Source organism: Paucibacter sp. Y2R2-4, assembly GCF_025717535.1.
Taxonomy (GTDB): Bacteria; Pseudomonadota; Gammaproteobacteria; order Burkholderiales; family Burkholderiaceae_C; genus Paucibacter_A.
In genome coordinates this window covers 1,191,513-1,212,777 of record NZ_JAJIRO010000001.1, presented here as the reverse complement: position 1 = coordinate 1,212,777, position 21,265 = coordinate 1,191,513, and the positions used below count along the sequence as shown (strand labels likewise).

Here is a 21,265-nt window from a genome sequence, read left to right as displayed (position 1 = left end):
GGGGGCCACCTGACGCGGCGCGCCTGGACGAGGCGCGACCGTTTTTAAGCAAGCAAAACCGCAACGCGCAGCGCAATTCCGGCCGCGTGCTGGGTGGCTTTTTTCGTCCGTTTTTTTCTCTCGTTCCTACCTTCCTTCCTAAAAGCAAAACCTCTGGAGACATGGAGATCATGATGAGCAAGACAAGCAAGATCGGGCAGACCTTTTCCTCAAGCCCCGCAGCGCGACTGCCGCGCCGCCTGCAGCCCAGCGCTATTTGTATGGCTGCACTGCTGTGCCTGGGCGTTGTGCCCGCGTTGGCGCAGCAAGCCGCCACGGCCGACAGCAAGGCCGACAAGAAAGATGAAGCCAGCCAGCTCGACCGGGTGGTCGTCACCGGCAGCACCGGCCTGAACCGCACGCTGCGCGACAGCTCGGTGGCCGTGACTGTGGCCGACCGTGACGAGCTGGATCGCAAAGCGCCGCGCTCCACCGCCGAGGCCATGGAGCTGATCCCCGGTATGTATGTGGAAGCCTCGGGCGGCGAGATGTCGAACAACTACTCGGTGCGCGGCATGTCGGGCGGCAACCAGCGCTGGGTGCAGCTGCAAGAAGACGGGCTGCCGGTGTTTTACTACCCCAGCTGGACGGCCGACGGCCTGGTCAAGCAGGAAGTCGGCATTGACCGCCTGGAGGCGGTGCGCGGCGGGACCTCGGCCATTCTGACCACCAATGGCGCGGGCGCCACCATCAACTTCCTCACCTACCGCAACAAGGGCGCGCCAGAAGGCGCGGTGCGCCTAACGACTTCAGACTACGGAACCCGCCGCATTGATCTGCGCTACGCTGGCGGCCTGGGCGATGGATGGTTTGCCGGTGCCTCGGGCTTTTATCGCCGCGACGACGGCGTGCGTAACCCCGAGTTCACCGCCAACTTCGGCGGCACCTTGCGCGCCCATGTGGGCAAGAAGATCGAGGGCGGCGAGTGGAGCATCAACGCCAAGCTGGTCGATGACCACAACACCTTCTACCTGCCGATCCCCGTGCAGGGCAAAGACAATCCGCGCAGTCTGCCAGGCATCAATGCCAATTACGGCACCATGATCGGCCTGGATTCGGGCGTGCAAAACGTGCGCACCTCGCTGGTGCCCGGCAGCTTCAGCCAGCTGAACGATTCGCGTGAGGGCTATCACGTCAAGGCCACGGCCATTGGCTATAGCTTCGAGAAAGCCTTGAGCAAAGAGCTGACCCTGCGCTCCAAGGGCCGCTACACCGACAGCGATGTGACCGCCAGCGTGGTCTTCTCCTCCAGCAACAACAGCCTGCGCCCGGCCGTCAACCGGCTCGACCCGGCCAAATTCGGCTATGTGCAGGAAATGCTGGATCGCTTCGCCGGTTCTTGTGGCGGGCAATGCACACCGGCGCTGCGGGTGGTGTCCACCGGCGAGATCTTGTCGACCCCAGCCCAGCTGAATGCGCTGAATGGCAATGGCCTGCTTTCCGACAATGTGCTGCAGGCCGACAAGCAGGCGCAGCGCGAGGCGGTGAACGATTTGTCGCTGAGCTGGAATACGCCGAACAACAGCCTGACGGTGGGCCTCTTGGCCTTTGACACCCGCATCGGCCCCAACGGCAGCCCGGCCACCGCGCGCTTCGTCACCGATGTGCGCACGCACGCCCGCCGCATGGATATCGTGGCCTTGGACCCCGCCGGCAAAGTGGTCGGCGCCTACACCGAGAACGGCGTGCGCGAGTACTCCACCTGGGGCGATGGCAACTCGACCTTTCACAACAACTCGACGTCCATCTACCTGAACAACGAGTACAAGGTGAACGAGCGCCTGCGTCTGGATGCTGGCCTGCGCATCGAACAGTACAAATACCGCGAGCAGCGCAGCGGCTACAACGAGTACACCGCCATCCCTGGCGCCTTCAAGCCCGGCTGCGATGTCGACAAGCTCGGCGATGCCGCCTGCGATGTGGACAACATCATTGCCAACAACCGCTGGGCCTATCCGACCAACGGCCAATACGAGAGCATCCGCAATGACTGGCGCGAACCGTCCTGGACCGTCGGTGGCAACTACCTGCTGAATGACAATATGGCCGTCTATGGCCGCTACGCCAAGAGCTATCAGGCCACTGGCGACCTGCCGGTCACCCGCATTCAGTTCGCCGAAGCCGGCTTGCGCTACCAAACGCGCGGCTTCACCGGCACCTTCACCTATTACAAGGCCGACTTCCAGGGTGACCCGAATGGCGCCGAGGTGGGGGACTCGCAGGTGGAGATGCTGCAAGGCGTGAAGTCCAACGGCCTGGAGTTCGAAATGAACTGGCGTCCGCTGAAGTGGCTGCAGCTGAATGCCGTGGGCGTGGTGCAGCGCTCGCGTTTCAGCGTCAATGATTTGCGCGTGCTGCGTGGATCGGGCCAAGAGCTGGAAGACCTGCGCAAAGAAGCCACCAGCTGGAACGGCAACCGCCCGGAGCGCACGCCGGAGCTGAACTACACCATCGCACCGACGGTCTACTTCAATGACAACAAGGGCGAACTGACCCTGAGCTATCACCATATGGGCCTGCGATACGCCGATGTGTCCAACTCGGTCAAGCTGCCGGCTTATCAAACCTGGGATTTGAGCCTGCGCTATGAGCTGACGCCCAAGCTCTCCCTGAACGCCAGCGTGCAAAATCTCACCAACACCATCGGTCTGACCGAAGGCAACCCGCGCTCAGGCTTTGTGCAAGCACCGGGCGGCAGTGACTACTACTATGCACGGCCTATCCTGGGCCGTAACGCCCAGTTGTCGCTGACCATGGCCTTCTAAGGAAACGGAGTTCTCATGACAACACAGCAACACGACAGTTCGATCTGGTCCCACCACGTTGAAGCACCCGGTGCACCTGAGGGCTTCACCGTGCGCACCTGCGTTCCGGCCAATCCCGATGGTGTCGAGGTGATGCTGGAGCGCTGGCAGGCCGGCAGCAGCGAGCCGCCGCACAGCCACCCCGGCAATGACATGACGGTGGTGGTGCAAGGGCAGATGCGCATCCAGTTCTTCACCCGCGACGCGGACGGCGCCTTGCATGCCGATGGCCCGCCGCTGACCTTGAGCGAAGGCGAAACCGGCTATGTGGCCGCGGGCCGCATCCACGATGCCCAGTACCTGCAAGACTGCAAGCTGGTCTATGTGCATGAGCGTGCCTTTGGTTTCAAGGACGAAGGCTGAGGGACTTGAGGCCGGCCGAGGCGGTCCTGCCGCCTCGGTCCGGTCCGATTCAAACCACTGAAACATGGAAGAGAGGGCGGCGATGGCCGTGTTTCGATCCGAACGCACCAGCTTTCCTGCCCGGCGGGCCTTGGCCCGTTTCGGCGCACTGGTGTTGGGGGGCTTGTTGAGCGCTTGTGCCAGCCTGCCCTTGCCAGCGCCGACAGCAAAACCCGTGGCCGCGGCTGATGCGGTTGCGACCGAACCCAATATCGCTGTGTACGTGGCCAGCCTGGATCTGGCTACCGGCCGTCTCGGCGCCCCGATCAAGATCACGTCTGGCCCGGGCAGCAATTTTCAGCCTGCCTTTTTGATGGACGGGAGCGGCTTGCTGTACGTTTCTCAGCGCAGCGGCACCCCCAATATCTATCGCTACGACTTTGTCAGCGCGCAGACTCGCGCGATCACCCAAAGCACGGAGAGCCTGTATTCCCCAACGCCCATGGCCGATGGGCGAGGCTTCTCCGTCATTCGAGTGCAAAGCCCCGACCCTTTTTATGGCGCCGAGGCCAAGGCGCCGCCGGTATGGAGATTTGGCTGGGACGGCCAGCCCCTCGAAGCCCTCACGCCGACGCTGAGGGTGGGCTACCACGCCTGGATCAACGCGCAGCAAATGGCGCTCTTCTTGGTGGACGATCAAGCCGAGCGCAATGCACATCGGCTCGTGTTGGAAGATCGCATGATCGGCCGACAGGTGCTGCTTAGCGAGAAGCCGGGCAGTGGTTTTGCGCGCATGCCGCAGGGCGATCGCGTCAGCTTCATCGACAAGCCAGACCCGCAGCGCTGGGTCTTGATGGCCATGGGCCTGCAGGACGCACAGCCTCAGGCATTGATCGACTTGCCGTTGCCCCCGGCCGGCGAGGGCGAGGCCGGTCGCAGCCATTACTTTGTCTGGTTGCCCGATGGCTCATTGCTCTTGCCGCAAGGTGGGCGCCTGCTGCGTTGGGACGGCCGGCCGGGCACGGGGTTCAAGCCCTTTGCCGACCTGCGCCATTTGGGCGGGGTGATCAAGAACTTGGCGCTCAGCCCGGATGGTGCTCGGTTGGCGTTTTCGCTTCTGCTTGAAGAAAAGCCGCCAGCGCCTTGAAGCGGGGCTGTTCGGCCGTCGTCTGCGAGGCGATCAGCCAATAGGCACCATCGGCTTCGATGCTGCATTCGAAAGGCCGTATCAAACGGCCACTGCGCAAGTCATCGGCCACCAAGGCCAGGCGGCCCAGGGCCACACCGCGGCCACTCATGGCGGCCATCAGCAAGGCATTGCTGTCGTCGATGACGGGGCCCTGCTGCACCCGCGCATCGGCCACGCCGGCGGCCTGCATCCAGCGCTGCCAGTCCTCAAAGCTGTCTTCATGCAGCAAGGGGTAATGGCGCAAAGCTTCAGGCTCGCTGAGGGGGGCATCAGGCCGCGCCAGCCCTGGAGCACACACCGGGCTCAAGGCGGTGCCGAAGAGACGTTGCGCCCAGAGGCGCCCCGGCTTCTCCGGACTGCCGTGGGTCCAGATGATGGCGGCGTCTGCAGCGCCGCGAGCGAGTGCGTCTGCCTGCGCGGTATGGTGCAGGTGCAGCTCGATATCCGGGTGCGCACCCCAGAAATGCGGCAAGCGCGGCATCAACCAGCGGCTGGAAAACGAAGGCGTCACCGCCAATTGCAAGCTGCTGCTACCTTGGCGCTTCAGCTCATCAAGCACCGACTCGATGTGATCAAAACTGCTGGACAAGACCGCCAACAAGCGCGTGCCCGCCGGGCTCAAATTGACTTGCCGAGGGCGCCGCTCGAAGAGTTGCAGGGAGAGGGCTTCTTCCAGTGCGCGTACCTGATGGCTGACCGCCGCCTGGGTCACGCATAACTCTTCAGCCGCGCGGGTGAAGGACAGATGCCGAGCTGCCGCCTCGAAAAATCGCAGGCCATTGAGATGATGGGCAAGATTGCGGCGCATGGGCGGGCATGCTAATGCATGCTGAGGTGAGCCGCGGCCTGAGCGCGGCACACAATGGGGTTTGAACTTGGCTTGATGCTGATTCGCCGAATTGCTGCGCTCCGGGCGCAGGCCTCGACGCGAGGGGTTTTCGCTCTTTTTTCTTTTTCTCAATAGACGGACACGATGGCATGGCGCTGCACTCACTGATGACTGGCTTGGCCGGTGTTTTTTTCATGACCCTGGCCCTCGCTCAAGCGGACAGCGCGGCGCTGGCGCCAGAAAAGTTGGACCCTAACTTTTCGGTCACTCAGCCCGGTAGCGATTTGCGTTGGTACTCGGCCCTGCAACTCAGGCGCAGCAGCGCCGGTTGGCCTGTCAATGAACTGGCCAAGCCTTGGGATCGCTTGCCTGCGCGAGCGGAAAAAATGGTTCGGCCCGAAGTCTGGAGCTTGAGCCGCCACAGTGCCGGCATCGAAATCAATTTCTCCACCGATGCCAGCGAAATCGGCGCACGCTGGACCCTGATCAACCCGGGCCTGGCCATGGATCACATGCCCGCCACAGGCATGAGTGGGCTGGACCTGTATGTGCGCCATGAGGGCCGTTGGCAGTGGCTGGGTGTGGGCCGGCCTACCGAGAGCCCGAGCAATCTGGTCAAACTGGCCAGCGTGCCGGCCGGCGGCGGCATGCGCGACTATCGCCTCTATCTGCCGCTGTACAACGGCATTGAAGACCTGCAGATCGGCGTGCCCGCAAGTGCCAAGCTGGCGGCGATGGCGCCGCTGAGTGCACAAACGGTGGTCGTCTACGGCACCTCGATCACGCAGGGCGGTTGTGCTTCCCGGCCGGGCATGGCCTACCCCGCGATTCTGGGTCGCAAGTTCAATCTGCCCGTCATCAACCTGGGCTTCTCGGGCAATGGCAATGCCGAGATCGTGGCGGCGGATTTGGTCTCAGAACTGAACCCAAGCGTCTTCATCTTGGACCCTTTGCCGAATATGACGCCGCTGCAGATTGCCGGACGCATCGAGCCTTTTGTGGCCCGGCTGCGCACCCGGCATCCGCGGATACCCATCATCTTGCTTGGCAATATCAGCTATCAGCAAGCGGGACTGGGGCCCTTGAATCAAACGGATCATGCCGTGAAGAACGCGATCTTGGCTCCCATCGTGGCGCGGCTGATGACCAAGGACGATCGCCTCTTCTTCGTGCCTGGTGATTCCCTGCTGGGTCAAGATGGTGAAGCCACGGTCGACGGCACCCACCCCACCGACCTGGGTTTCTTGCGCATGGCTGAGGCCATCAGTCCAAGTTTGAAGAAGGCGCTGGACTTGTCGCGCTAGCGAATTTGGGGCGCGGAGGGATAGGGCCTAACGGCTGATCCCCGTACACTCGGGTCATCATGGCAAAGCGACGCTCAGACTGCCGGATTCAAGCCTTGGGCCTGCTGCTCCTGAGCGGGCTTTGCTCTTGGGCTCTGGGCGCGGAGCCAGAGGCTCGCCCGCTGCGCATGGGCATCAGCCAATCCTGGGCCATGCCTTTTGCGAGTTATGAGAAGGGGCATATCAAGGGCGGCATTCTTTTGGAGCTTGCGCAAGAGATTGCCAAGCGCTTGGATGCTCCACTACAGATTCAAGTGATTCCGCCTCGGCGAGTGGAGGCCATGTTGAAGGACAGTGCGGTGGATCTGCATTGCCTGGTCAGTCCTGAGTGGCTGAACGAGAAACTACCCAGTGAGCGTTGGACCGAGCTGGTCTTGCGCATGGACGATGTTTTGCTGGCGCCGGCGACTTATCAAGGCAAAACCCTGGACCTGGACCGCGTGGCGGGCGGCGTCACGGTAGGCTTGGTGACGAGCTATTTGTATCCCGCCCTGGATGAAGCCTTGAGCAGCGGCCGAATGCTGCGCGAAGACGCGCCATCTCAGGCCCTGGTGTTCGAAAAAATGCTGCGTGGGCGCAGCGACTTTGCCGTGAGCAATCGCCTGATCGCCGATTGGTTCAACAAGCAGCAGCCGCAGCACCAGCGCCTCAAATTTCTCCAAACCCTGGCCTCGGTCAATACGGCTTGCGCGCTGGCGCCCAAGCCAGGGCTTGAAGCCTCTCGCATCAAGTCTGCGGTGAAGCAGATGGTGAAGGATGGCGCAGTCGAGCAGGTTTTGCAGCGCTATCGTTGAACTGAGCAGGCGCATGGCCTGGGCGGGTGGCCAGAGCGCGCGACAATCGCGCCTCCCTCCGTTTTTCGACACCGAATTTTTCCGCATGCACACCCTTGCCCAATTGCGCGCCGGCGAACTGGCAGGCATCCGCCGCCTGGACTTGAGTTGCGCCCTGACTGAGCTGCCGCCCGAGGTGTTTGACTTGGCGGACAGCCTGGAGGTGCTGAACCTCTCGGGCAATCGCTTGACCGATCTGCCGCAGGACCTGCCGCGTCTGCACAAGCTCAAAGTGCTGTTTTGCTCAGACAACCGGTTCAGCCGTGTGCCCGAGGTGCTGGGGGCCTGCCCTTCACTCAGCATGGTGGGCTTCAAGGCGAATCAGCTGACCGAGCTGTCCGCCGCGGCCTTACCCGCGCAGCTGCGCTGGTTGATCTTGACCGACAACCAGTTGGAGCAGTTGCCCGAGGCCTTGGGCGAGCGGCCGCAGCTGCAGAAACTGGCCCTGGCTGGCAATCGACTCAGCAGCCTGCCGGAGGCTATGCAGCAGTGCCAGCAGCTGGGCCTGCTGCGCATCTCGGCCAATCGCTTCGAGCGCATACCGTCCTGGCTGCTGGCCATGCCGCAACTGGCCTGGCTGGCCTTGGGGGGCAACCCCTGGGGGGCAGCGCGTGAGTCGGCCGTCTTGGAGGTGGCCGATCTGCCCGAGTTTGCTTGGGAGCGACTCTTGGTGAGCGATGTACTAGGGCAGGGGGCTTCGGGTGTGATCTATGCGGCCCAAGACCCCAAGGCGGCGCCCGAGTTGCGCGAGCTGGCGCTCAAGGTCTTCAAGGGTGAAGTCACCAGCGATGGCTGGCCGCACAGCGAATGGGCGGCCAGCTTGGCGGCGGGTTTGCATCCTCACCTGATCTCGGCCTGCGGGCGTCTAACGGCTCACCCGATGGGCGCCGAAGGGCTGGTCATGCCGCGCATCGGGCCGGACTTCAGCACTTTGGCGGGCCCGCCCAGCTTGAGTAGCTGCACCCGCGACGTCTATGCGCCCGAGATCCGTTTCACGGCCGAGCAACTGTGGCGCATGGCCCAGGGCGTGGTCGATGCGGCTTGGTATCTACACGGTCGCGGCATCTCGCATGGCGACCTCTATGCCCACAACCTGATGTGGAACGGCCGTGGCGAAGTCTGGTTGGGCGATTTTGGTGCCGCCACGCTCTTGCCTGAAAACCTGAGTCGCGCCGAGCGCGAGGCGATCGAGCGCCTGGAGGTCTTGGCTTTTGGGCATTTGCTGGAAGAGTGGCTGGCTCGTTGCGATGACACTGCCGCGCAGCCCATGGTGGCGCTGCAGGGCCTGCAGCAAGCCTGTACTCAAGCCGATGTGAGCGCCAGGCCCTTGTTTGCCGATCTGGCGCGGGCTTTGCGCGCGTGAACCTCAGCCGGCGCGCATCAACCGTTCAAACCTCGCGAACGTAGGGGTTGCTGCGCCGCTCGCGGCCGAAATTGCTTTCCGGGCCATGGCCGGGGATGAACACGGTGTCATCCCCCATGGGCCAGAGGCGCTGCTGGATGGAAGCGATCAAATCGTCATGGTTGCCGCCCGGAAAGTCGGTTCGGCCTATGCTGCCCGCGAACAGCACATCGCCGACAAAGGCGCGCTGAATACTGGGCGAGTGAAACACTACATGGCCGGGCGTGTGGCCCGGGCAATGGCGCACATTCAGGGTTTCATGGCCGATGCTGACGGTATCGCCATCGGCCAACCAGCGCGTGGGCGTGAAGGGCAGCGCTGGCGGGAAGCCAAACATCTGGCTCTGCTGGGCCAGGCCATCGATCCAGAACTGGTCGCCCGGATGCGGGCCGATGATGGGCAGTTGCAGCTCTTGCGCGAGCTGCCCGGTGCCGCCGGCGTGGTCGATATGGGCATGGGTCAGCCAGATCGCTTTCAGCGTGAGGCCAAGCGCCTGCACCGCTTGCTTCAAACGCGGCAAATCGCCTCCGGGGTCGATCACTGCAGCATCCATCGTGGCATCGCACCAAACGAGCGAGCAGTTTTGCGCAAAAGCGGTCACGGGAATGGTTTGGTAGCGCAGGGTCATGATGGGCCGTTGCTTGCTGGGGCATGAGGGCAAAAAAAAGGGCTCGCCTGAGCGAGCCCTTTGATTGTGGCGGAAGCTGTGAGATTCGAACTCACGGAGGGGATAAACCCTCGCCGGTTTTCAAGACCGGTGCCTTAAACCGCTCGGCCAAGCTTCCTAGAATCATCCATCATGGTGTAGACCATGGCAGGGTCGAGATTCTAACCGGGCTTTTGCGCCTGCTCGCATTTCACCGAAATCAACTCCAGGGCGCGGCCGTTTTCGACCCGAGCGGCGCTCAGTCGACCGCCCCAGACGCAGCCGGTGTCCAAGGCCAGCAGATCCGGGCGCTGCAGCAGGCCCAGGGTGGACCAATGACCGAAGGCGATGGGCGTGTCGGCACTTTGGCGGCTGGCCACTTCGAACCATGGCATGTGGCCGGGAGGGGCACCGTCGGCGCCGTCTTTGGTCTTCAAGTCCATCTGGCCGCTGGCATCGACAAAGCGCAGGCGGGTCAGTGCATTGACGATGCATCGAAGGCGAGGCAGGCCGCGCAATTCGTCCAGCCACAGCGCGGGTTCATTGCCATACATCTGTTGCAAAAACTCGCCCAGATCGGGGCCGCGCAGCAGGGCCTCGACCTCGGCGGCCAGGGCCAAGGTCTTGTCGCGTGTCCATTGTGGCAGCACACCGGCATGCACCATCAGCCAGCCCTGTTCATAGCAGGCCATGCGTTGTTGTCGCAGCCAGTGCAGCAGCGCTTCTCGATCAGGGGCGTCGAGGATGTCGCTGAGGGTGTCATTGCGGTGCGCCTTTTTGGCCCCATGGGCCACGGCCAAGAGGTGCAAGTCATGGTTGCCGAGCAGGCAGGTGGCCGAGCCCTCGAGCGCGATCAAGCGCCGCAGCGTGGCCAGCGATGCGGGGCCCCGGTTGACCAGATCGCCTAGGAGATAAAGCTGGTCACGCGAGGGTGAGAAATCGATTTTGCTGAGCAGGCGCTCCAGCGCGTGGCAACAGCCTTGCAGGTCACCGATCAGATAGTTCATGCCGGGATTGTGCTGCTTCCATCGTCATGTCCTTCTGATACCCTTGCGCCTTTCGTCAATCTGCATGCGCAGCCCCTGGGGAAGACCCTAGGCATCGGGATGCGCTCTCCATGGATACCGCCTTACTTATTTTTCTGTTGTTGTTGAACGCCTTCTTCGCCATGTCGGAGATGGCCTTGTCGGCCAGTCGCAAGGCGCGTTTGCAGGTCTTGGTGGAGGCAGGTGAGTCAGGCGCCCAAGCGGCCATGATGCTGCACGACAACCCGACCAAATTTTTGTCGACCGTGCAGGTCGGCATCACCTCGATTGGTTTGCTCAACGGCATCGTCGGTGATGCCGCCTTCTCGGGCCCTTTGGCCGAATGGCTGGGCCGAGAGTTTGGCTGGGACGGGCGCTGGTTGAATGTGGCGTCCACCGGCATCGTGGTGGTGGTGATCACCATGTTGTCCATCATCTTTGGCGAATTGGTGCCCAAGCGCGTGGGGCAGATTTTCCCGGAGATGGTGGCGCGGCGCGTGGCGCCGGTGATGAATGTGTTGTCGGCCGCCACCGGGCCTCTGGTGAAGTTTCTGAGTTTCAGTACCGAAGCGGTCTTGGGCCTGTTTGGCCTGGGTGGGCGTCGCGCGCGCGGCGTGACCGAAGAAGAAATCGCCGCCAGCCTGGAAGAAGGCTTGGACGCCGGAGTGATCGAAGAACACGAGCATCAGATGGTGCGCAATGTGTTCCGCCTGGACGAGCGCGAGATCGGTTCGATGATGATCCCGCGTGCCGAGATCGCCTGGCTGGATGTGAACGACAGTGCCGAGCAGGTGCTAGAGGTTGTCAAAGCCCATGGCTACAGCCGCTATCCGGTGTGCCGCGGCAGCTTGGGCGAGGTGATGGGCGTGGTGGCCGCACAGGCTTTGCTGCAGCGCGCACTCAGTGGCCAGCCCCTGTCTTTGGCTGAGGATTTGGAGGCCGCGGTCTTTGTGCCCGAGACCCTGTCCGGCATGGAGTTGCTGGAGCAGTTCCGGGTGTCGGACGCGCCCTTGGTCTTTGTGGTGGATGAATACGGCGAGGTGCAGGGCGTGATCTCTGTGCGCGACGTGCTGGAAGCAATCGCGGGCGAGTTCAATGCGCCCGGTGATGGAGATGCCTGGGCGGTGCAACGCGAGGACGGAAGCTGGCTGCTTGATGGCCTGATTCCTGTGACGGAGCTGAAGGACCGCTTGGAGCTGAAGGAACTGCCCGAAGAGGATCGTGGGCGCTACAACACCCTGGCCGGCATGGTGATGCTGCTGCTGGGGCGCTTGCCGCGCACGGCCGATGTGGTGGAGTGGAATGCTTGGAGATTCGAGGTCGTGGACCTCGATGGCAAGCGTGTGGACAAAGTGCTGGTCAGTCGACTGGCTGTTGATGGAGATAAAGAATGAGTACGACCCCCCCGCTGTATGGCAATCTGGTGCCCCTGGACCGCGAGGCTCACAAGCATCTGCGCCTGAAGACCGAGCTGTCGACGATTGATCGCGTGCAAGGCATGAACTCTTTGTTCCTGGCCGTGGTCGAGTTTGCTGAAGCCTGCAAGGAATACCCGATCGTGTTCGTGCGCGTTGGCGAGCCGCCGGCCGAAGGCGCCAAGCCGACGATTGCGCCCCTGGCCGTCTTGGGCCTGAAGCCCGGTACCAATTTGTTCGTCAAAGATGGCGTGTGGACAGGCAACTATGTGCCGGCCTATCTGCGTCGCTATCCCTTCGCCATGGCCCGCATTGAAGAGAACTCCGACACCGTGGCAGTTTGCTATGACAGCGAATGGCCTGGCTTCTCGGTCACCGAAGGCACTTCGCTGTTCGCTGCCGACGGTCAGCCGACCGAGTTCTTGCTGAATGCTAAGAACTTCCTGGAAAGCTTCGAGCAAGAGTCCGAACGCACCCGTGCTTTCTGCACCCAATTGGTTGAATTGGACTTGCTGCGCGATATGCGCTTCGAAGCCACGCTGAGCAATGGCGAGAAGATCGACGTCGAAGGTTTCCTGGCCGTCGATGAGCAAAAGCTGGCCGAACTGGCCGACGACAAAGTGGTGCAACTGCATCGCAGCGGCGTGCTCGCCTTGCTGGAAATGCACCGCGTGTCGATGGGTAATATGAATCGCCTGGCGACTCAGCACGCGACGGTGGCCTGAATCTAGGCGCATGCGTCAACGCTGATCAGGCCTTGACTGGAGTCGTGGCTCAACGGTGGGTTTGCCGATCGGTCGATTTGGATCGAGTCGGGCTTGCCGGCTGATGCTCGCTTCCTGACGGCCCAGCTCTTGCGAGTTGGGCCGTACCCCACCCCCCTTTTTCCCTACAGAAGCGCCCACGGTGAAAGTGTCGGCGTGTGGGTTTTCTTTGCCTGCTTGTGCCGCTGAAAGTACAGGACTTGTGAGTTCCAGCATCAAACGTAACGGTCTGTTTCAGCGTGAATTTTTCACGCTTTGGTCTATAGACTTCGGGCTTCTTTTGGTGCCCCCTGGTTTGGGTGCTTGACAAGCGGCTGGAGTGACATGAATTCGATCGAAGTGACAAGCTATTCGCGGGCGCAGCCCCAGCTGGCACTTGCAACGGCCTCGGCCTCTGAATGGGAGAGCGCGGGGCATTTGGTGAGCAGGCGCTATGCCGAGCGCGGCTATGTTTGCAAAGACTTGAGTACCCATCTTGAAGAGGGCTCGGTCGTGGTCTGCTCTGCTTTTGAAGGTGCGACCACCGTGGGCACGATTGCGGTTCGATTCGATTCGCCACAAGGGCTCAAGGCTGATTTGGTGTTCGCTTCGGAGCTGGCAGATTTGCGCGCCAGAGGCAAGGTCCTGTGCGAGTTTGGCCGATTGGCAGTGGATCACCAGGTCAGTGGCAGCAAAGAGTTATTGGCGCGACTGTTTCACCTGGCCTATTTGCATGCGCACCGTTTGAGTGGCTGTGAGATGGCCGTGATTGAGGTCAATCCTCGCCATGTGCCCTTCTATTGCAGGACGTTGGGCTACAAGCTTTTGGGCGAGGCGCGAATGAATCCGCGCGTCAATGCGCCTGCCGTGCTGTTGGGTCTGGATTTGAACTATGCACGCGAACAAATCGCGCGCTTTGGGGGTGACGAGGCGAGTGCCGCGTCTACCCGCTCGCTCTATCCCTACTCCTATGGTGCGGCCGAGGAAACGGCCATCTTGGCCAAGCTGCGTCAGTAAGCCCCTTGGCTTGAAACAGCGGCAGGTTTTATGGTCCGCTGGGGCGCCAGCCCAACTGCCGAGACAACTCAGCTCCCGCCAGCTTCAAAGCGCAAGCGACTGGGCCGGCTGGATCAAGATCAAAGCTGCCGCTGGGGCCGATGGCGGTCAGCGTTAGCACCAAGCGGCTCTGATCATCAAAGACCGGCGCGGCCAGTGCGCTGACGCCTTGCACCACGCCGTCATGCGAATTGGCCAGGCCCTTGCTCCGCACGCTCGCGAGCAAGGATTCCAGCGCTGGATCTGCGCTGCTCGCGCCCTGCGCTTGCTCCGCATTCAGCAACTCTTGAATGCGTTCGCGGGGCAGATAGGCCGCAAACAATCGACCTGAAGCCGTCCCCGTCAAGCTCATCACCGTGCCGTGGCGCATGCTGATATGCACCGGGCTGGGAGCTTCGGCGACCCGCACGATGGTGGGGCCGCGATCGCCCCAGACGGTGATGGCCACCGTGTGACCCAGTTGCAGAGCGAGTTCTTCGATGCGCGGCGTCGCCAGGCGCACCGGTTCGTATTGCTGCAAGCTGATCAAGCCCAGTTGCAGGGCCAAGGGGCCCAGGCCGTAGCGGCCGCTGCTGCCGTCTTGCTCGACCAAACCAATCTTGATGAAGCTCACCAGATAGGGGTGGGCTTTGGCAGGCGCCATGCCGGCCTCGCGCGCCAGGTCTTTCAGGGCCAAGGGGCGGCCTTGGTGCGCCAGGGCAATCAGCAATTGCCCCCCGACTTCAATACTTTGGATGCCTCGGGGTCCGCGTTCGGCGGCTTCGCTGGGGAGTGGGCTTTGCATGAGGCGTGATTAGAACCGAATCCGCGCCGCATTTCCCCGCCCAAACTGCGGTTAAAAATTCAAAATAGACAAATCAATTTGACTTTGGTTAAATCCGGGCCTGGCGCCAGCTCGGCGCAAAATTGCGTCACTGCGCCACCCCGAGGCCGTTTTCATGAGTCAAAACAGCAAGAGCTTTGCATCCCAGGCTGATCTGGAGGTCAAACGCGTCAGCTTTGATCGTTTGTCCGAGCATGCTTATGCCTACACCGCCGAGGGCGACCCCAATACCGGCATCGTGATTGGTGACGACGCGGTCATGGTGATTGACACCCAGGCCACACCCGCCATGGCGCAAGACGTGATTCGGCGGGTCCGCGAGGTGACGGACAAACCGATCAAGTACGTGCTGCTGAGCCACTATCACGCGGTGCGTGTGCTGGGTGCCTCGGCCTATCAGCCCGAGCACATCATCGCCAGCCAAGACACCTATGACTTGATCGTGGAGCGCGGTGAGCAAGACAAGGCCAGCGAGATTGGCCGTTTTCCGCGTTTGTTCAGCAATGTTGAAACCGTGCCGCCGGGGCTGACTTGGCCGACCCTGACCTTTTCGGGCCGCATGACGCTGTGGCTGGGGCAGTTGGAGGTGCAAATCCTGCAGCTGGGTCGCGGCCATACCAAGGGCGACACGGTGGTCTGGTTGCCCAAGGACCGTATTCTGTTCTCTGGCGATTTGGTCGAGTTTGATGCCACGCCCTATGCGGGCGATGCTTATTTTCAAGACTGGCCGCAAACGCTGGACCGCTTGGCCGCTTTGCAGCCCGCCAAGCTGGTGCCCGGACGCGGTGCCGCGCTGCAAACGCCCGAGCAAGTGGCGGCGGGTTTGAGCGGTACTCGCGCCTTTGTCAGCGAGTTGTACGAGAGCGTGCAGGCGGGCGCCCGCGCAGGCGCTGATTTGAAGACCGTTTACCGCGAGACCTACGCCAAGCTGGCGCAGCGCTATGGCCACTGGGTGATCTTTGCCCATTGCATGCCTTTTGATGTGACCCGCGCTTACGACGAAGCCCAGGGTCACGCCGACCCGCGCATCTGGACTGCCGAGCGCGACCTCGAGATGTGGCGCGCCTTGGAGCGTGACTGATCGCCCTTTGCGCAAGCGGCCTCTGTGCTTGAAAACTTGATTCCTGTTCTGAACGAGAACCCACACCATGAGTGAACTGAACTACCTTGCGGGCTTTGGCAATCAGCATCAAAGCGAGGCCGTGCCCGGCAGCTTGCCGATCGGCCGCAACAGCCCGCAGCGCGCCGCCCATGGCCTCTATGCCGAGCTGCTCTCAGGCGCGGCCTTCACCGCGCCGCGCAATGAGAACCTGCGCACTTGGCTGTACCGTCGTCAGCCCTCGGTGGTGGTGGGTGGCTACCAGCCGATGGCGCATGCCTTTTTGCGAACCGGTGCCAAAGAGGGTCAGGTCTCGCCGCCCGACCCGCTGCGCTGGGCGCCAACCGCCATCCCGGCAGAGCCCACCGATTTCATCGAAGGTCTGCGCACCATGGCCGTCAATGGCGACCCGGACGCGCATCTCGGCATTGCCGCGCATCTGTATGTGGCCAATCGCAGCATGGAGCGCCGCGCCTTTGTGAATGCCGATGGCGAGATGCTGATCGTGCCGCAGCAAGGGGTGTTGACCTTGACCACCGAGCTGGGCCTTTTGCGCGTAGCGCCGGGCGAGATCGCCTTGCTGCCGCGCGGCATGGCTTTCAAGGTGGCGGTGGACGGCCCCTCGCGCGGCTATATCTGCGAGAACTACGGCGCCGCTTTCCGCCTGCCCGAGCTGGGCCCGATTGGCTCCAACGGCCTGGCCAATGCGCGTGACTTCCAAGCGCCGGTGGCGGCCTTCGAGACCGAGCCGGGTGCGTACGAGATCGTCAAGAAGTATGGCGGCAGCCTGTGGCGCGCCGAGCAGGGTCACAGCCCCTTCAATGTGGTGGCCTGGCATGGCAATCTGGTGCCTTACAAGTACAACACTGCGCACTTCATGACCATAGGCTCGATCAGCTTTGATCATCCGGACCCGAGCATCTTTACCGTGCTGACTTCGCCGTCCGACACCGCCGGCTGGGCCAACTGCGACTTCGTGATCTTCCCGCCTCGCTGGATGGTGGCGGAAAACACCTTCCGTCCGCCTTGGTACCACCGCAATGTGATGAGCGAGTACATGGGCCTGGTGCTGGGCCAGTACGACGCCAAGCCCGAGGGCTTCAAGCCCGGTGGCTCAAGCTTGCACAATGCTTTTGTGCCCCATGGCCCCGATACCGAAGCCTTCGCCAAGGCCTCCAGCGTCGACTTGAGCCCGCATAAACTGGACCACACCCTGGCCTTTATGTTCGAGACCCGCTGGCGCTTGCTTCCCACCGATTTCGCCCTGAATGGCGGCGCCCTGGAGCGCAGCTATGCCGACTGCTGGGCCGGCCTGAACGATCAATTCACCCCCGACACGAAAGCCTGAACTCGCCATGAGCTTGATTGACCACACCCATCGCCCCGACGCCTTGAGCTGGGTGGCCAGCGCCAACGCGGCCGATACCGATTTCCCGATTCAAAACCTCCCTTACGGCCTGTTCCGCCGCGCCGGCTCGAACGAGAGCGCCCGCGTCGGCATCGCCATCGGCGAGCAGATCCTCGATCTGAAACTGGCCGCTGCGGCGGGCAAATGGAGCTCGGCCGTGCAGGTCTTGCTGCAGCCGCTGGCGGACGGCGACTTGAACACCTTCATGGCCCAGCCTTCGGCGCAGCGCCGCTTGCTGCGCCATGCCATCTTTGAAGCCTTGCTGGAAGGCTCCAAGCAGCAGGCGGCTCTGAGCGCTTGCCTGTTGCCGCAGGCCGCTGCGCAGATGGCCGTGCCTTGCCGCATCGGCGACTACACCGACTTCTACACCGGCATCTACCACGCCACCACGGTGGGCAAGCTGTTCCGTCCGGACAACCCGCTGCTGCCCAATTACAAATGGGTGCCCATCGGCTATCACGGCCGCAGTTCTTCCATCGGCGTGAGCGGCGGCACCGTGCGCCGCCCCCTGGGTCAGCTGATGCCGCCAGGCGCCGAAGCACCGGTGCGCGCCGCCTGCAAACGCCTGGACCATGAGTTGGAGCTGGGCCTGTTTGTCGCCGGTGGCAACGCGCTGGGCGAGCCCATCGCCATGGAAGACGCCGACGAGCATATGTTCGGCGTGACCCTGCTGAATGACTGGTCGGCGCGCGATATGCAGGGCTGGGAATATCAGCCGCTGGGCCCCTTCCTGGCCAAGAACTTCGCCACCACCATCTCTCCCTGGATCGTCTCCATGGACGCGTTGGAGCCTTTCCGCACCGCGTTTGCGCATCCTGAGAGTGACCCGCAGCCGCTGCCCTATATCGACTCTGCCAAGAATCGTGCCGAAGGCGGCTATCAGATTGAACTGGAAGTTTGGCTGCAGACCGAAGCCATGCGCGCCAAGGGCGAGTCGGCCACGCGTTTGATGCGCTCCAACTTCAAGCATGCTTACTGGACCCTGGCGCAGATGCTGACCCACCACGCCAGCAATGGTTGCAATTTGCAGCCCGGCGATTTGTTGGGCACCGGCACGCAATCAGGCCCCGAAGCCAATGAAGGCGGCTCGATGCTGGAGCTTTCAAATGGCGGCAAGCAAGTGCTGACGCTGCCGAATGGCGAGACGCGCAGCTTCTTGTTGGACGGGGATGCCGTCGGCCTGCGGGCTTATGCGGTGCACGAGGGCGCACGTCGCATTGGTTTTGGCGAATGCGTCGCCACCATCGTGCCGGCACCCTCGCTCTGATCTCAAGGTAAACCCGGTGGACTCTGTGCGGGAGCTCAGGGTCTACCCGAATGTTTGGGCCGCTGAATCTTGCGCGAGACGGCGGCTATGTAACTTGCATGCAATGAAGTCCGTCAAAACGCAACGCGCTGAGTCAAGCGCAGGTGAGAGCGTTAAATTGCCGCTGTCGAGAAGGCTTGCGATGCTGCTATTGCGCAGCGTTAGCAAGAGCTCCAGTCCGGCAAAGTCGGGTGCATCTTGAATGCATGCCTCGCAGAGGTCATCAACTGACCTTAGGCTTTGTGGCTGAGCAATCCCTCCCAACGCCGATTTCCCAATAATTCCTACGGAGATATGCCATGACTCAGCCGAGCTTCAAGAAGAAAGTCTTGCCCCATCTGATCACCCTGACGCTGGGTTCGCTTGCCTTGCAAGCCGCTCATGCACAAGAAGCCGATGCCAAAGCCGGCAAGAAGTCTGAGCAACTCGAAACGGTGGAAATCCGCGGCATTCGGGCCACGTTGAACAAGAACCTCATTGAGAAGCGTGAGAACTCCAGCATCGTCGATTCGATCTCGGCCGAAGACGTGGGCAAATTCCCCGACAAAAACGTGGCTGACTCGCTGCAGCGCGTGCCAGGCATCTCGGTGGATCGGACCTGGGGCGAAGGCCGAGATATTTTCGTGCGCGGCACCGACAAGAACCTCAATATGACCCAGTTGAATGGGCAGTCGGTGGCTTCGGCGTACTGGTGGAAGAACGACTCGCAAAGCCGCGGCTTCAACTACGACATCCTGCCCTCGGAAATCGTCGGCAGTCTGGACGTGTACAAGAGCCCCTCGGCCGATCTGGATGAAGGCAGCATCGGCGGCCTGGTAAACGTCAAGACACGCAAGCCGCTGGACTTCAAGGATCGGCTGACTGTGCAAGGTTCAGCCGAAGCGACTTACAGCAAATTGCCCGGCAAGACTGACCCGCAATTGGCAGGCCTGTTGAACTGGAAGAGCGAGGATAAGACCTTTGGTGTTTTGCTCGCCGTCAGCCAGCAAAAGCGCACCATGCGCCGTGACGGTCTGGAGAACTTCACCGACGCGACCAAGTACGATATCGTCGATCAGAAGGGCGCGTCGACACCGGCCTATGCTTCTTGGGGCGGTGGCTCGGCCATCTTCCGCCAAGACCGCGAGCGCACTACCGGCAATCTGGCTCTGCAGTTCCGCCCCAATCAGGCCACGGACATTGTTCTGAATTACATGAATTCAGACATGAGCATGAACAACAACAACCAGAACTACCTGTGGCAAGCGGGTGGTGTGGCCAAGGCCGGCAAGATCGCCGTGACCGACCCGAAGTTCATCACCACCAGCGATGGCACCAAGGCTTTGGTCGGCGGGACCCTGGATGGCGGCGTGTCCTTCGAACCGATTTATCGTGAGGCCTACATCAAGTCCAAGGTGCTGGACCTTGAAGGCACTTACAACGCTGACAACTGGCACCTCCATGGCCAGGTGGGTACCACCTCCGGCTCTGGCGGCAGCAAGCACGATCGCAACTTCTGGTTCGAGGGCAAGGGCCAGACGCAAATCGACTTGGCCAAGGATCAGTACAACGTCAAGTACATCGGCATGAACCCGCTCGACCCCAAGGCTTTGACGCTGATGGGCACGCGCGACTGGATCCGCAAGATGGAGAGCACCGAGAACTATGCGCAAGGTGACCTGACCATCGACATCAATGGCTCGTTCATCTCTGCCGTCAAGGTGGGCCTGAAGCTGCGTGACAACACGGTGCAGAACCATCGCACCATCCTGACCAATGGCCCTGGCGGCACCGGCTGGGAAGTCCTGACCCTGGCCGATTTGTCGACCGGCGCCTCGCCCCTGCTTAGCCAGGCTGCGGCCACCTCGGGCTCTTTGACTCAGTACGCCTGGGTGGATGACGGCTTGGCCGTCAGCAAGGGCTTCGCCATGTTCGACAAGGGCATGAAGGGCGGCGAGGCCAAGGCCGAGTACTACAAGATCAAGGAACAGATCACTGCAGCCTATGTGAAAGCCGATTTCGCCGCCAACCAGTGGCGTGGTGATTTCGGTGTACGCCTGGTCAAGACCAAGCAGACTTCGGAAGCCAACCAGGGCAATGACGCCGCAGGTTGGACCTTGGCCAGCACCACGCGCACCTACAACGACGTGTTGCCCAACCTCAATGCGGTGTATGAGCTGAACAAGGAGTGGCTGATCCGTGGTGCCGTGTCCCGCGTGATGGCCCGGAACACATTCAGCAACTTGAGCGCCAGCACCGAGTTGAGTGGCACGACCAGTTCCGCTACGGCTGGCAATCCAAACCTGAAGCCTTACCACGCCAACCAAGCTGAAATTGGTGCGGAGTGGTACTTCGCCGAAGCCTCAATGTTGTCGGCCACCTTGTTCACCAAGCGCCTGGATACCTTCATCTACGACACCACATTGCCTGAGACCATCGGCGGTGTGGTGCGCTCGGTGACCCGCCCGAACAATGCTGACAATGGCGCCACCATCAATGGCCTGGAAGTGCAATGGCAACAGCCGTTTGCCAAGACGGGCTTCGGTACCGTGGTGAACTACACCTACTCCGACGCCAAGGCCGGTGCAGTGGCCGGCCAGCCGCGCCTGGGTGTGGTGGGCAACTCCAAACATCAGTTCAATGCCAGCGTTTTCTATGAAAAGCACGGCCTGAACGCCCGCTTGTCCTACAACTACCGCTCCGCTTACTTCGGCGGTTTGGACATGGGCGGTCAGGACCAGACCAGCGCTTACGGTCAACTGGACGCCACCCTCGGCTACGACCTGACCGACAAGATCACGGTGTACGGCTCTGGCGTGAACCTGACCAATTCGGTCAACCGCATGAACACCACCGATGGCATCCCGGTGGGTGTGTACGAGAACGGGCCTCGCTACACCATCGGCGTGCGCGCCAAGTTCTAAGGCCTAGCCGCTGACTTGCCTTGGCCCGGAAGTCTCCGGGTCAGCACCTTGTGTCACAAG

Annotated in this window: 17 protein-coding genes and 1 tRNA gene; 13 read left to right on the top strand and 5 right to left on the bottom strand. The window is 61.9% G+C overall.

Going from position 1 to position 21,265, the window contains the following annotated elements:
* Window positions 1–173: 173 nt before the first annotated feature.
* The 3 genes from LNV06_RS05270 (at window position 174) to LNV06_RS05260 (ending at window position 4,332) form a co-directional block, all read left to right on the top strand.
* On the top strand, window positions 174–2,804 hold the full coding sequence (locus LNV06_RS05270) for a TonB-dependent siderophore receptor (RefSeq protein WP_263537162.1): 2,631 nt from the start codon (window positions 174–176) through the stop codon (window positions 2,802–2,804).
* 15 nt (window positions 2,805–2,819) lie between these two features.
* Complete coding sequence (locus LNV06_RS05265; RefSeq protein WP_263537161.1) at window positions 2,820–3,206, top strand: cupin domain-containing protein; 387 nt, start codon at window positions 2,820–2,822, stop codon at window positions 3,204–3,206.
* Between the two features lie 82 nt (window positions 3,207–3,288).
* On the top strand, window positions 3,289–4,332 hold the full coding sequence (locus LNV06_RS05260) for a TolB family protein (RefSeq protein WP_263537160.1): 1,044 nt from the start codon (window positions 3,289–3,291) through the stop codon (window positions 4,330–4,332).
* On the opposite strand, the gene LNV06_RS05255 is transcribed toward LNV06_RS05260, so the two are convergent.
* Window positions 4,268–5,182, bottom strand: a complete 915-nt coding sequence (locus LNV06_RS05255) for a LysR substrate-binding domain-containing protein (RefSeq protein WP_263537159.1) — start codon at window positions 5,180–5,182, stop codon at window positions 4,268–4,270. The two genes, LNV06_RS05260 and LNV06_RS05255, sit on opposite strands and share 65 nt — an antisense overlap.
* 170 nt (window positions 5,183–5,352) lie before the next feature.
* Here LNV06_RS05255 and LNV06_RS05250 point away from each other — a divergent pair, with 170 nt between their 5' ends.
* The 3 genes from LNV06_RS05250 (at window position 5,353) to LNV06_RS05240 (ending at window position 8,742) form a co-directional block, all read left to right on the top strand.
* Window positions 5,353–6,507: an SGNH/GDSL hydrolase family protein gene (locus tag LNV06_RS05250; RefSeq protein ID WP_263537158.1), complete on the top strand. Its 1,155-nt coding sequence runs from the start codon at window positions 5,353–5,355 to the stop codon at window positions 6,505–6,507.
* A gap of 59 nt (window positions 6,508–6,566) precedes the next feature.
* Window positions 6,567–7,340 (top strand): substrate-binding periplasmic protein, encoded by a 774-nt coding sequence (locus tag LNV06_RS05245; RefSeq protein ID WP_263537157.1) that lies wholly within the window; start codon window positions 6,567–6,569, stop codon window positions 7,338–7,340.
* A gap of 85 nt (window positions 7,341–7,425) precedes the next feature.
* Window positions 7,426–8,742: a leucine-rich repeat-containing protein kinase family protein gene (locus tag LNV06_RS05240; RefSeq protein ID WP_263537156.1), complete on the top strand. Its 1,317-nt coding sequence runs from the start codon at window positions 7,426–7,428 to the stop codon at window positions 8,740–8,742.
* A gap of 25 nt (window positions 8,743–8,767) precedes the next feature.
* Here the strand turns inward: LNV06_RS05240 and LNV06_RS05235 are convergent, their stop codons facing one another.
* From LNV06_RS05235 to LNV06_RS05225, 3 genes are all read right to left on the bottom strand, one after another.
* On the bottom strand, window positions 8,768–9,409 hold the full coding sequence (locus LNV06_RS05235) for an MBL fold metallo-hydrolase (protein WP_263537155.1): 642 nt from the start codon (window positions 9,407–9,409) through the stop codon (window positions 8,768–8,770).
* Between the two features lie 67 nt (window positions 9,410–9,476).
* Window positions 9,477–9,566 (bottom strand) — tRNA-Ser (locus LNV06_RS05230).
* A gap of 43 nt (window positions 9,567–9,609) precedes the next feature.
* The gene (locus LNV06_RS05225) at window positions 9,610–10,434 is read right to left on the bottom strand and encodes a symmetrical bis(5'-nucleosyl)-tetraphosphatase (protein ID WP_263537154.1); all 825 of its coding nucleotides are present in this window, start codon (window positions 10,432–10,434) and stop codon (window positions 9,610–9,612) included.
* Window positions 10,435–10,544: 110 nt separating this feature from the next.
* Here LNV06_RS05225 and LNV06_RS05220 point away from each other — a divergent pair, with 110 nt between their 5' ends.
* From LNV06_RS05220 to LNV06_RS05210, 3 genes are all read left to right on the top strand, one after another.
* Window positions 10,545–11,846 (top strand): hemolysin family protein, encoded by a 1,302-nt coding sequence (locus LNV06_RS05220; protein ID WP_263537153.1) that lies wholly within the window; start codon window positions 10,545–10,547, stop codon window positions 11,844–11,846.
* A complete protein-coding gene (locus LNV06_RS05215; protein ID WP_263537152.1) occupies window positions 11,843–12,592 on the top strand; it encodes a SapC family protein in 750 nt (249 codons plus the stop codon). Before LNV06_RS05220 ends, LNV06_RS05215 begins: the two co-directional genes overlap by 4 nt.
* Before the next feature lie 363 nt (window positions 12,593–12,955).
* A complete protein-coding gene (locus LNV06_RS05210; RefSeq protein WP_263537151.1) occupies window positions 12,956–13,627 on the top strand; it encodes an N-acyl amino acid synthase FeeM domain-containing protein in 672 nt (223 codons plus the stop codon).
* Window positions 13,628–13,655: 28 nt separating this feature from the next.
* On the opposite strand, the gene LNV06_RS05205 is transcribed toward LNV06_RS05210, so the two are convergent.
* Complete coding sequence (locus LNV06_RS05205) at window positions 13,656–14,450, bottom strand: IclR family transcriptional regulator (protein ID WP_263537150.1); 795 nt, start codon at window positions 14,448–14,450, stop codon at window positions 13,656–13,658.
* 154 nt (window positions 14,451–14,604) lie between these two features.
* Here LNV06_RS05205 and LNV06_RS05200 point away from each other — a divergent pair, with 154 nt between their 5' ends.
* From LNV06_RS05200 to LNV06_RS05185, 4 genes are all read left to right on the top strand, one after another.
* Window positions 14,605–15,570, top strand: a complete 966-nt coding sequence (locus LNV06_RS05200) for an MBL fold metallo-hydrolase (protein WP_263537149.1) — start codon at window positions 14,605–14,607, stop codon at window positions 15,568–15,570.
* Between the two features lie 67 nt (window positions 15,571–15,637).
* Entirely contained in the window at window positions 15,638–16,936 is a 1,299-nt protein-coding gene (hmgA, locus tag LNV06_RS05195) for a homogentisate 1,2-dioxygenase (RefSeq protein ID WP_263537148.1), read from the top strand.
* Between the two features lie 7 nt (window positions 16,937–16,943).
* Complete coding sequence (gene fahA, locus LNV06_RS05190) at window positions 16,944–18,263, top strand: fumarylacetoacetase (RefSeq protein ID WP_263537147.1); 1,320 nt, start codon at window positions 16,944–16,946, stop codon at window positions 18,261–18,263.
* Between the two features lie 338 nt (window positions 18,264–18,601).
* Window positions 18,602–21,205, top strand: coding sequence for a TonB-dependent receptor (locus tag LNV06_RS05185; RefSeq protein WP_263537146.1), 2,604 nt, complete (start codon window positions 18,602–18,604; stop codon window positions 21,203–21,205).
* Window positions 21,206–21,265: the final 60 nt, after the last annotated feature.

What these genes read in the sequence shown, in the direction of transcription:
- LNV06_RS05270 (WP_263537162.1), top strand. Translation starts at nt 174, where the DNA reads ATGAGCAAGACAAGCAAGATCGGGCAGACCTTTTCCTCAAGCCCCGCA.
- LNV06_RS05265 (WP_263537161.1), top strand. Translation starts at nt 2,820, where the DNA reads ATGACAACACAGCAACACGACAGTTCGATCTGGTCCCACCACGTTGAA.
- LNV06_RS05260 (WP_263537160.1), top strand. Translation starts at nt 3,289, where the DNA reads ATGGCCGTGTTTCGATCCGAACGCACCAGCTTTCCTGCCCGGCGGGCC.
- LNV06_RS05255 (WP_263537159.1), bottom strand. Translation starts at nt 5,182, where the DNA reads ATGCGCCGCAATCTTGCCCATCATCTCAATGGCCTGCGATTTTTCGAG.
- LNV06_RS05250 (WP_263537158.1), top strand. Translation starts at nt 5,353, where the DNA reads ATGGCGCTGCACTCACTGATGACTGGCTTGGCCGGTGTTTTTTTCATG.
- LNV06_RS05245 (WP_263537157.1), top strand. Translation starts at nt 6,567, where the DNA reads ATGGCAAAGCGACGCTCAGACTGCCGGATTCAAGCCTTGGGCCTGCTG.
- LNV06_RS05240 (WP_263537156.1), top strand. Translation starts at nt 7,426, where the DNA reads ATGCACACCCTTGCCCAATTGCGCGCCGGCGAACTGGCAGGCATCCGC.
- LNV06_RS05235 (WP_263537155.1), bottom strand. Translation starts at nt 9,409, where the DNA reads ATGACCCTGCGCTACCAAACCATTCCCGTGACCGCTTTTGCGCAAAAC.
- LNV06_RS05225 (WP_263537154.1), bottom strand. Translation starts at nt 10,434, where the DNA reads ATGAACTATCTGATCGGTGACCTGCAAGGCTGTTGCCACGCGCTGGAG.
- LNV06_RS05220 (WP_263537153.1), top strand. Translation starts at nt 10,545, where the DNA reads ATGGATACCGCCTTACTTATTTTTCTGTTGTTGTTGAACGCCTTCTTC.
- LNV06_RS05215 (WP_263537152.1), top strand. Translation starts at nt 11,843, where the DNA reads ATGAGTACGACCCCCCCGCTGTATGGCAATCTGGTGCCCCTGGACCGC.
- LNV06_RS05210 (WP_263537151.1), top strand. Translation starts at nt 12,956, where the DNA reads ATGAATTCGATCGAAGTGACAAGCTATTCGCGGGCGCAGCCCCAGCTG.
- LNV06_RS05205 (WP_263537150.1), bottom strand. Translation starts at nt 14,450, where the DNA reads ATGCAAAGCCCACTCCCCAGCGAAGCCGCCGAACGCGGACCCCGAGGC.
- LNV06_RS05200 (WP_263537149.1), top strand. Translation starts at nt 14,605, where the DNA reads ATGAGTCAAAACAGCAAGAGCTTTGCATCCCAGGCTGATCTGGAGGTC.
- hmgA (WP_263537148.1), top strand. Translation starts at nt 15,638, where the DNA reads ATGAGTGAACTGAACTACCTTGCGGGCTTTGGCAATCAGCATCAAAGC.
- fahA (WP_263537147.1), top strand. Translation starts at nt 16,944, where the DNA reads ATGAGCTTGATTGACCACACCCATCGCCCCGACGCCTTGAGCTGGGTG.
- LNV06_RS05185 (WP_263537146.1), top strand. Translation starts at nt 18,602, where the DNA reads ATGACTCAGCCGAGCTTCAAGAAGAAAGTCTTGCCCCATCTGATCACC.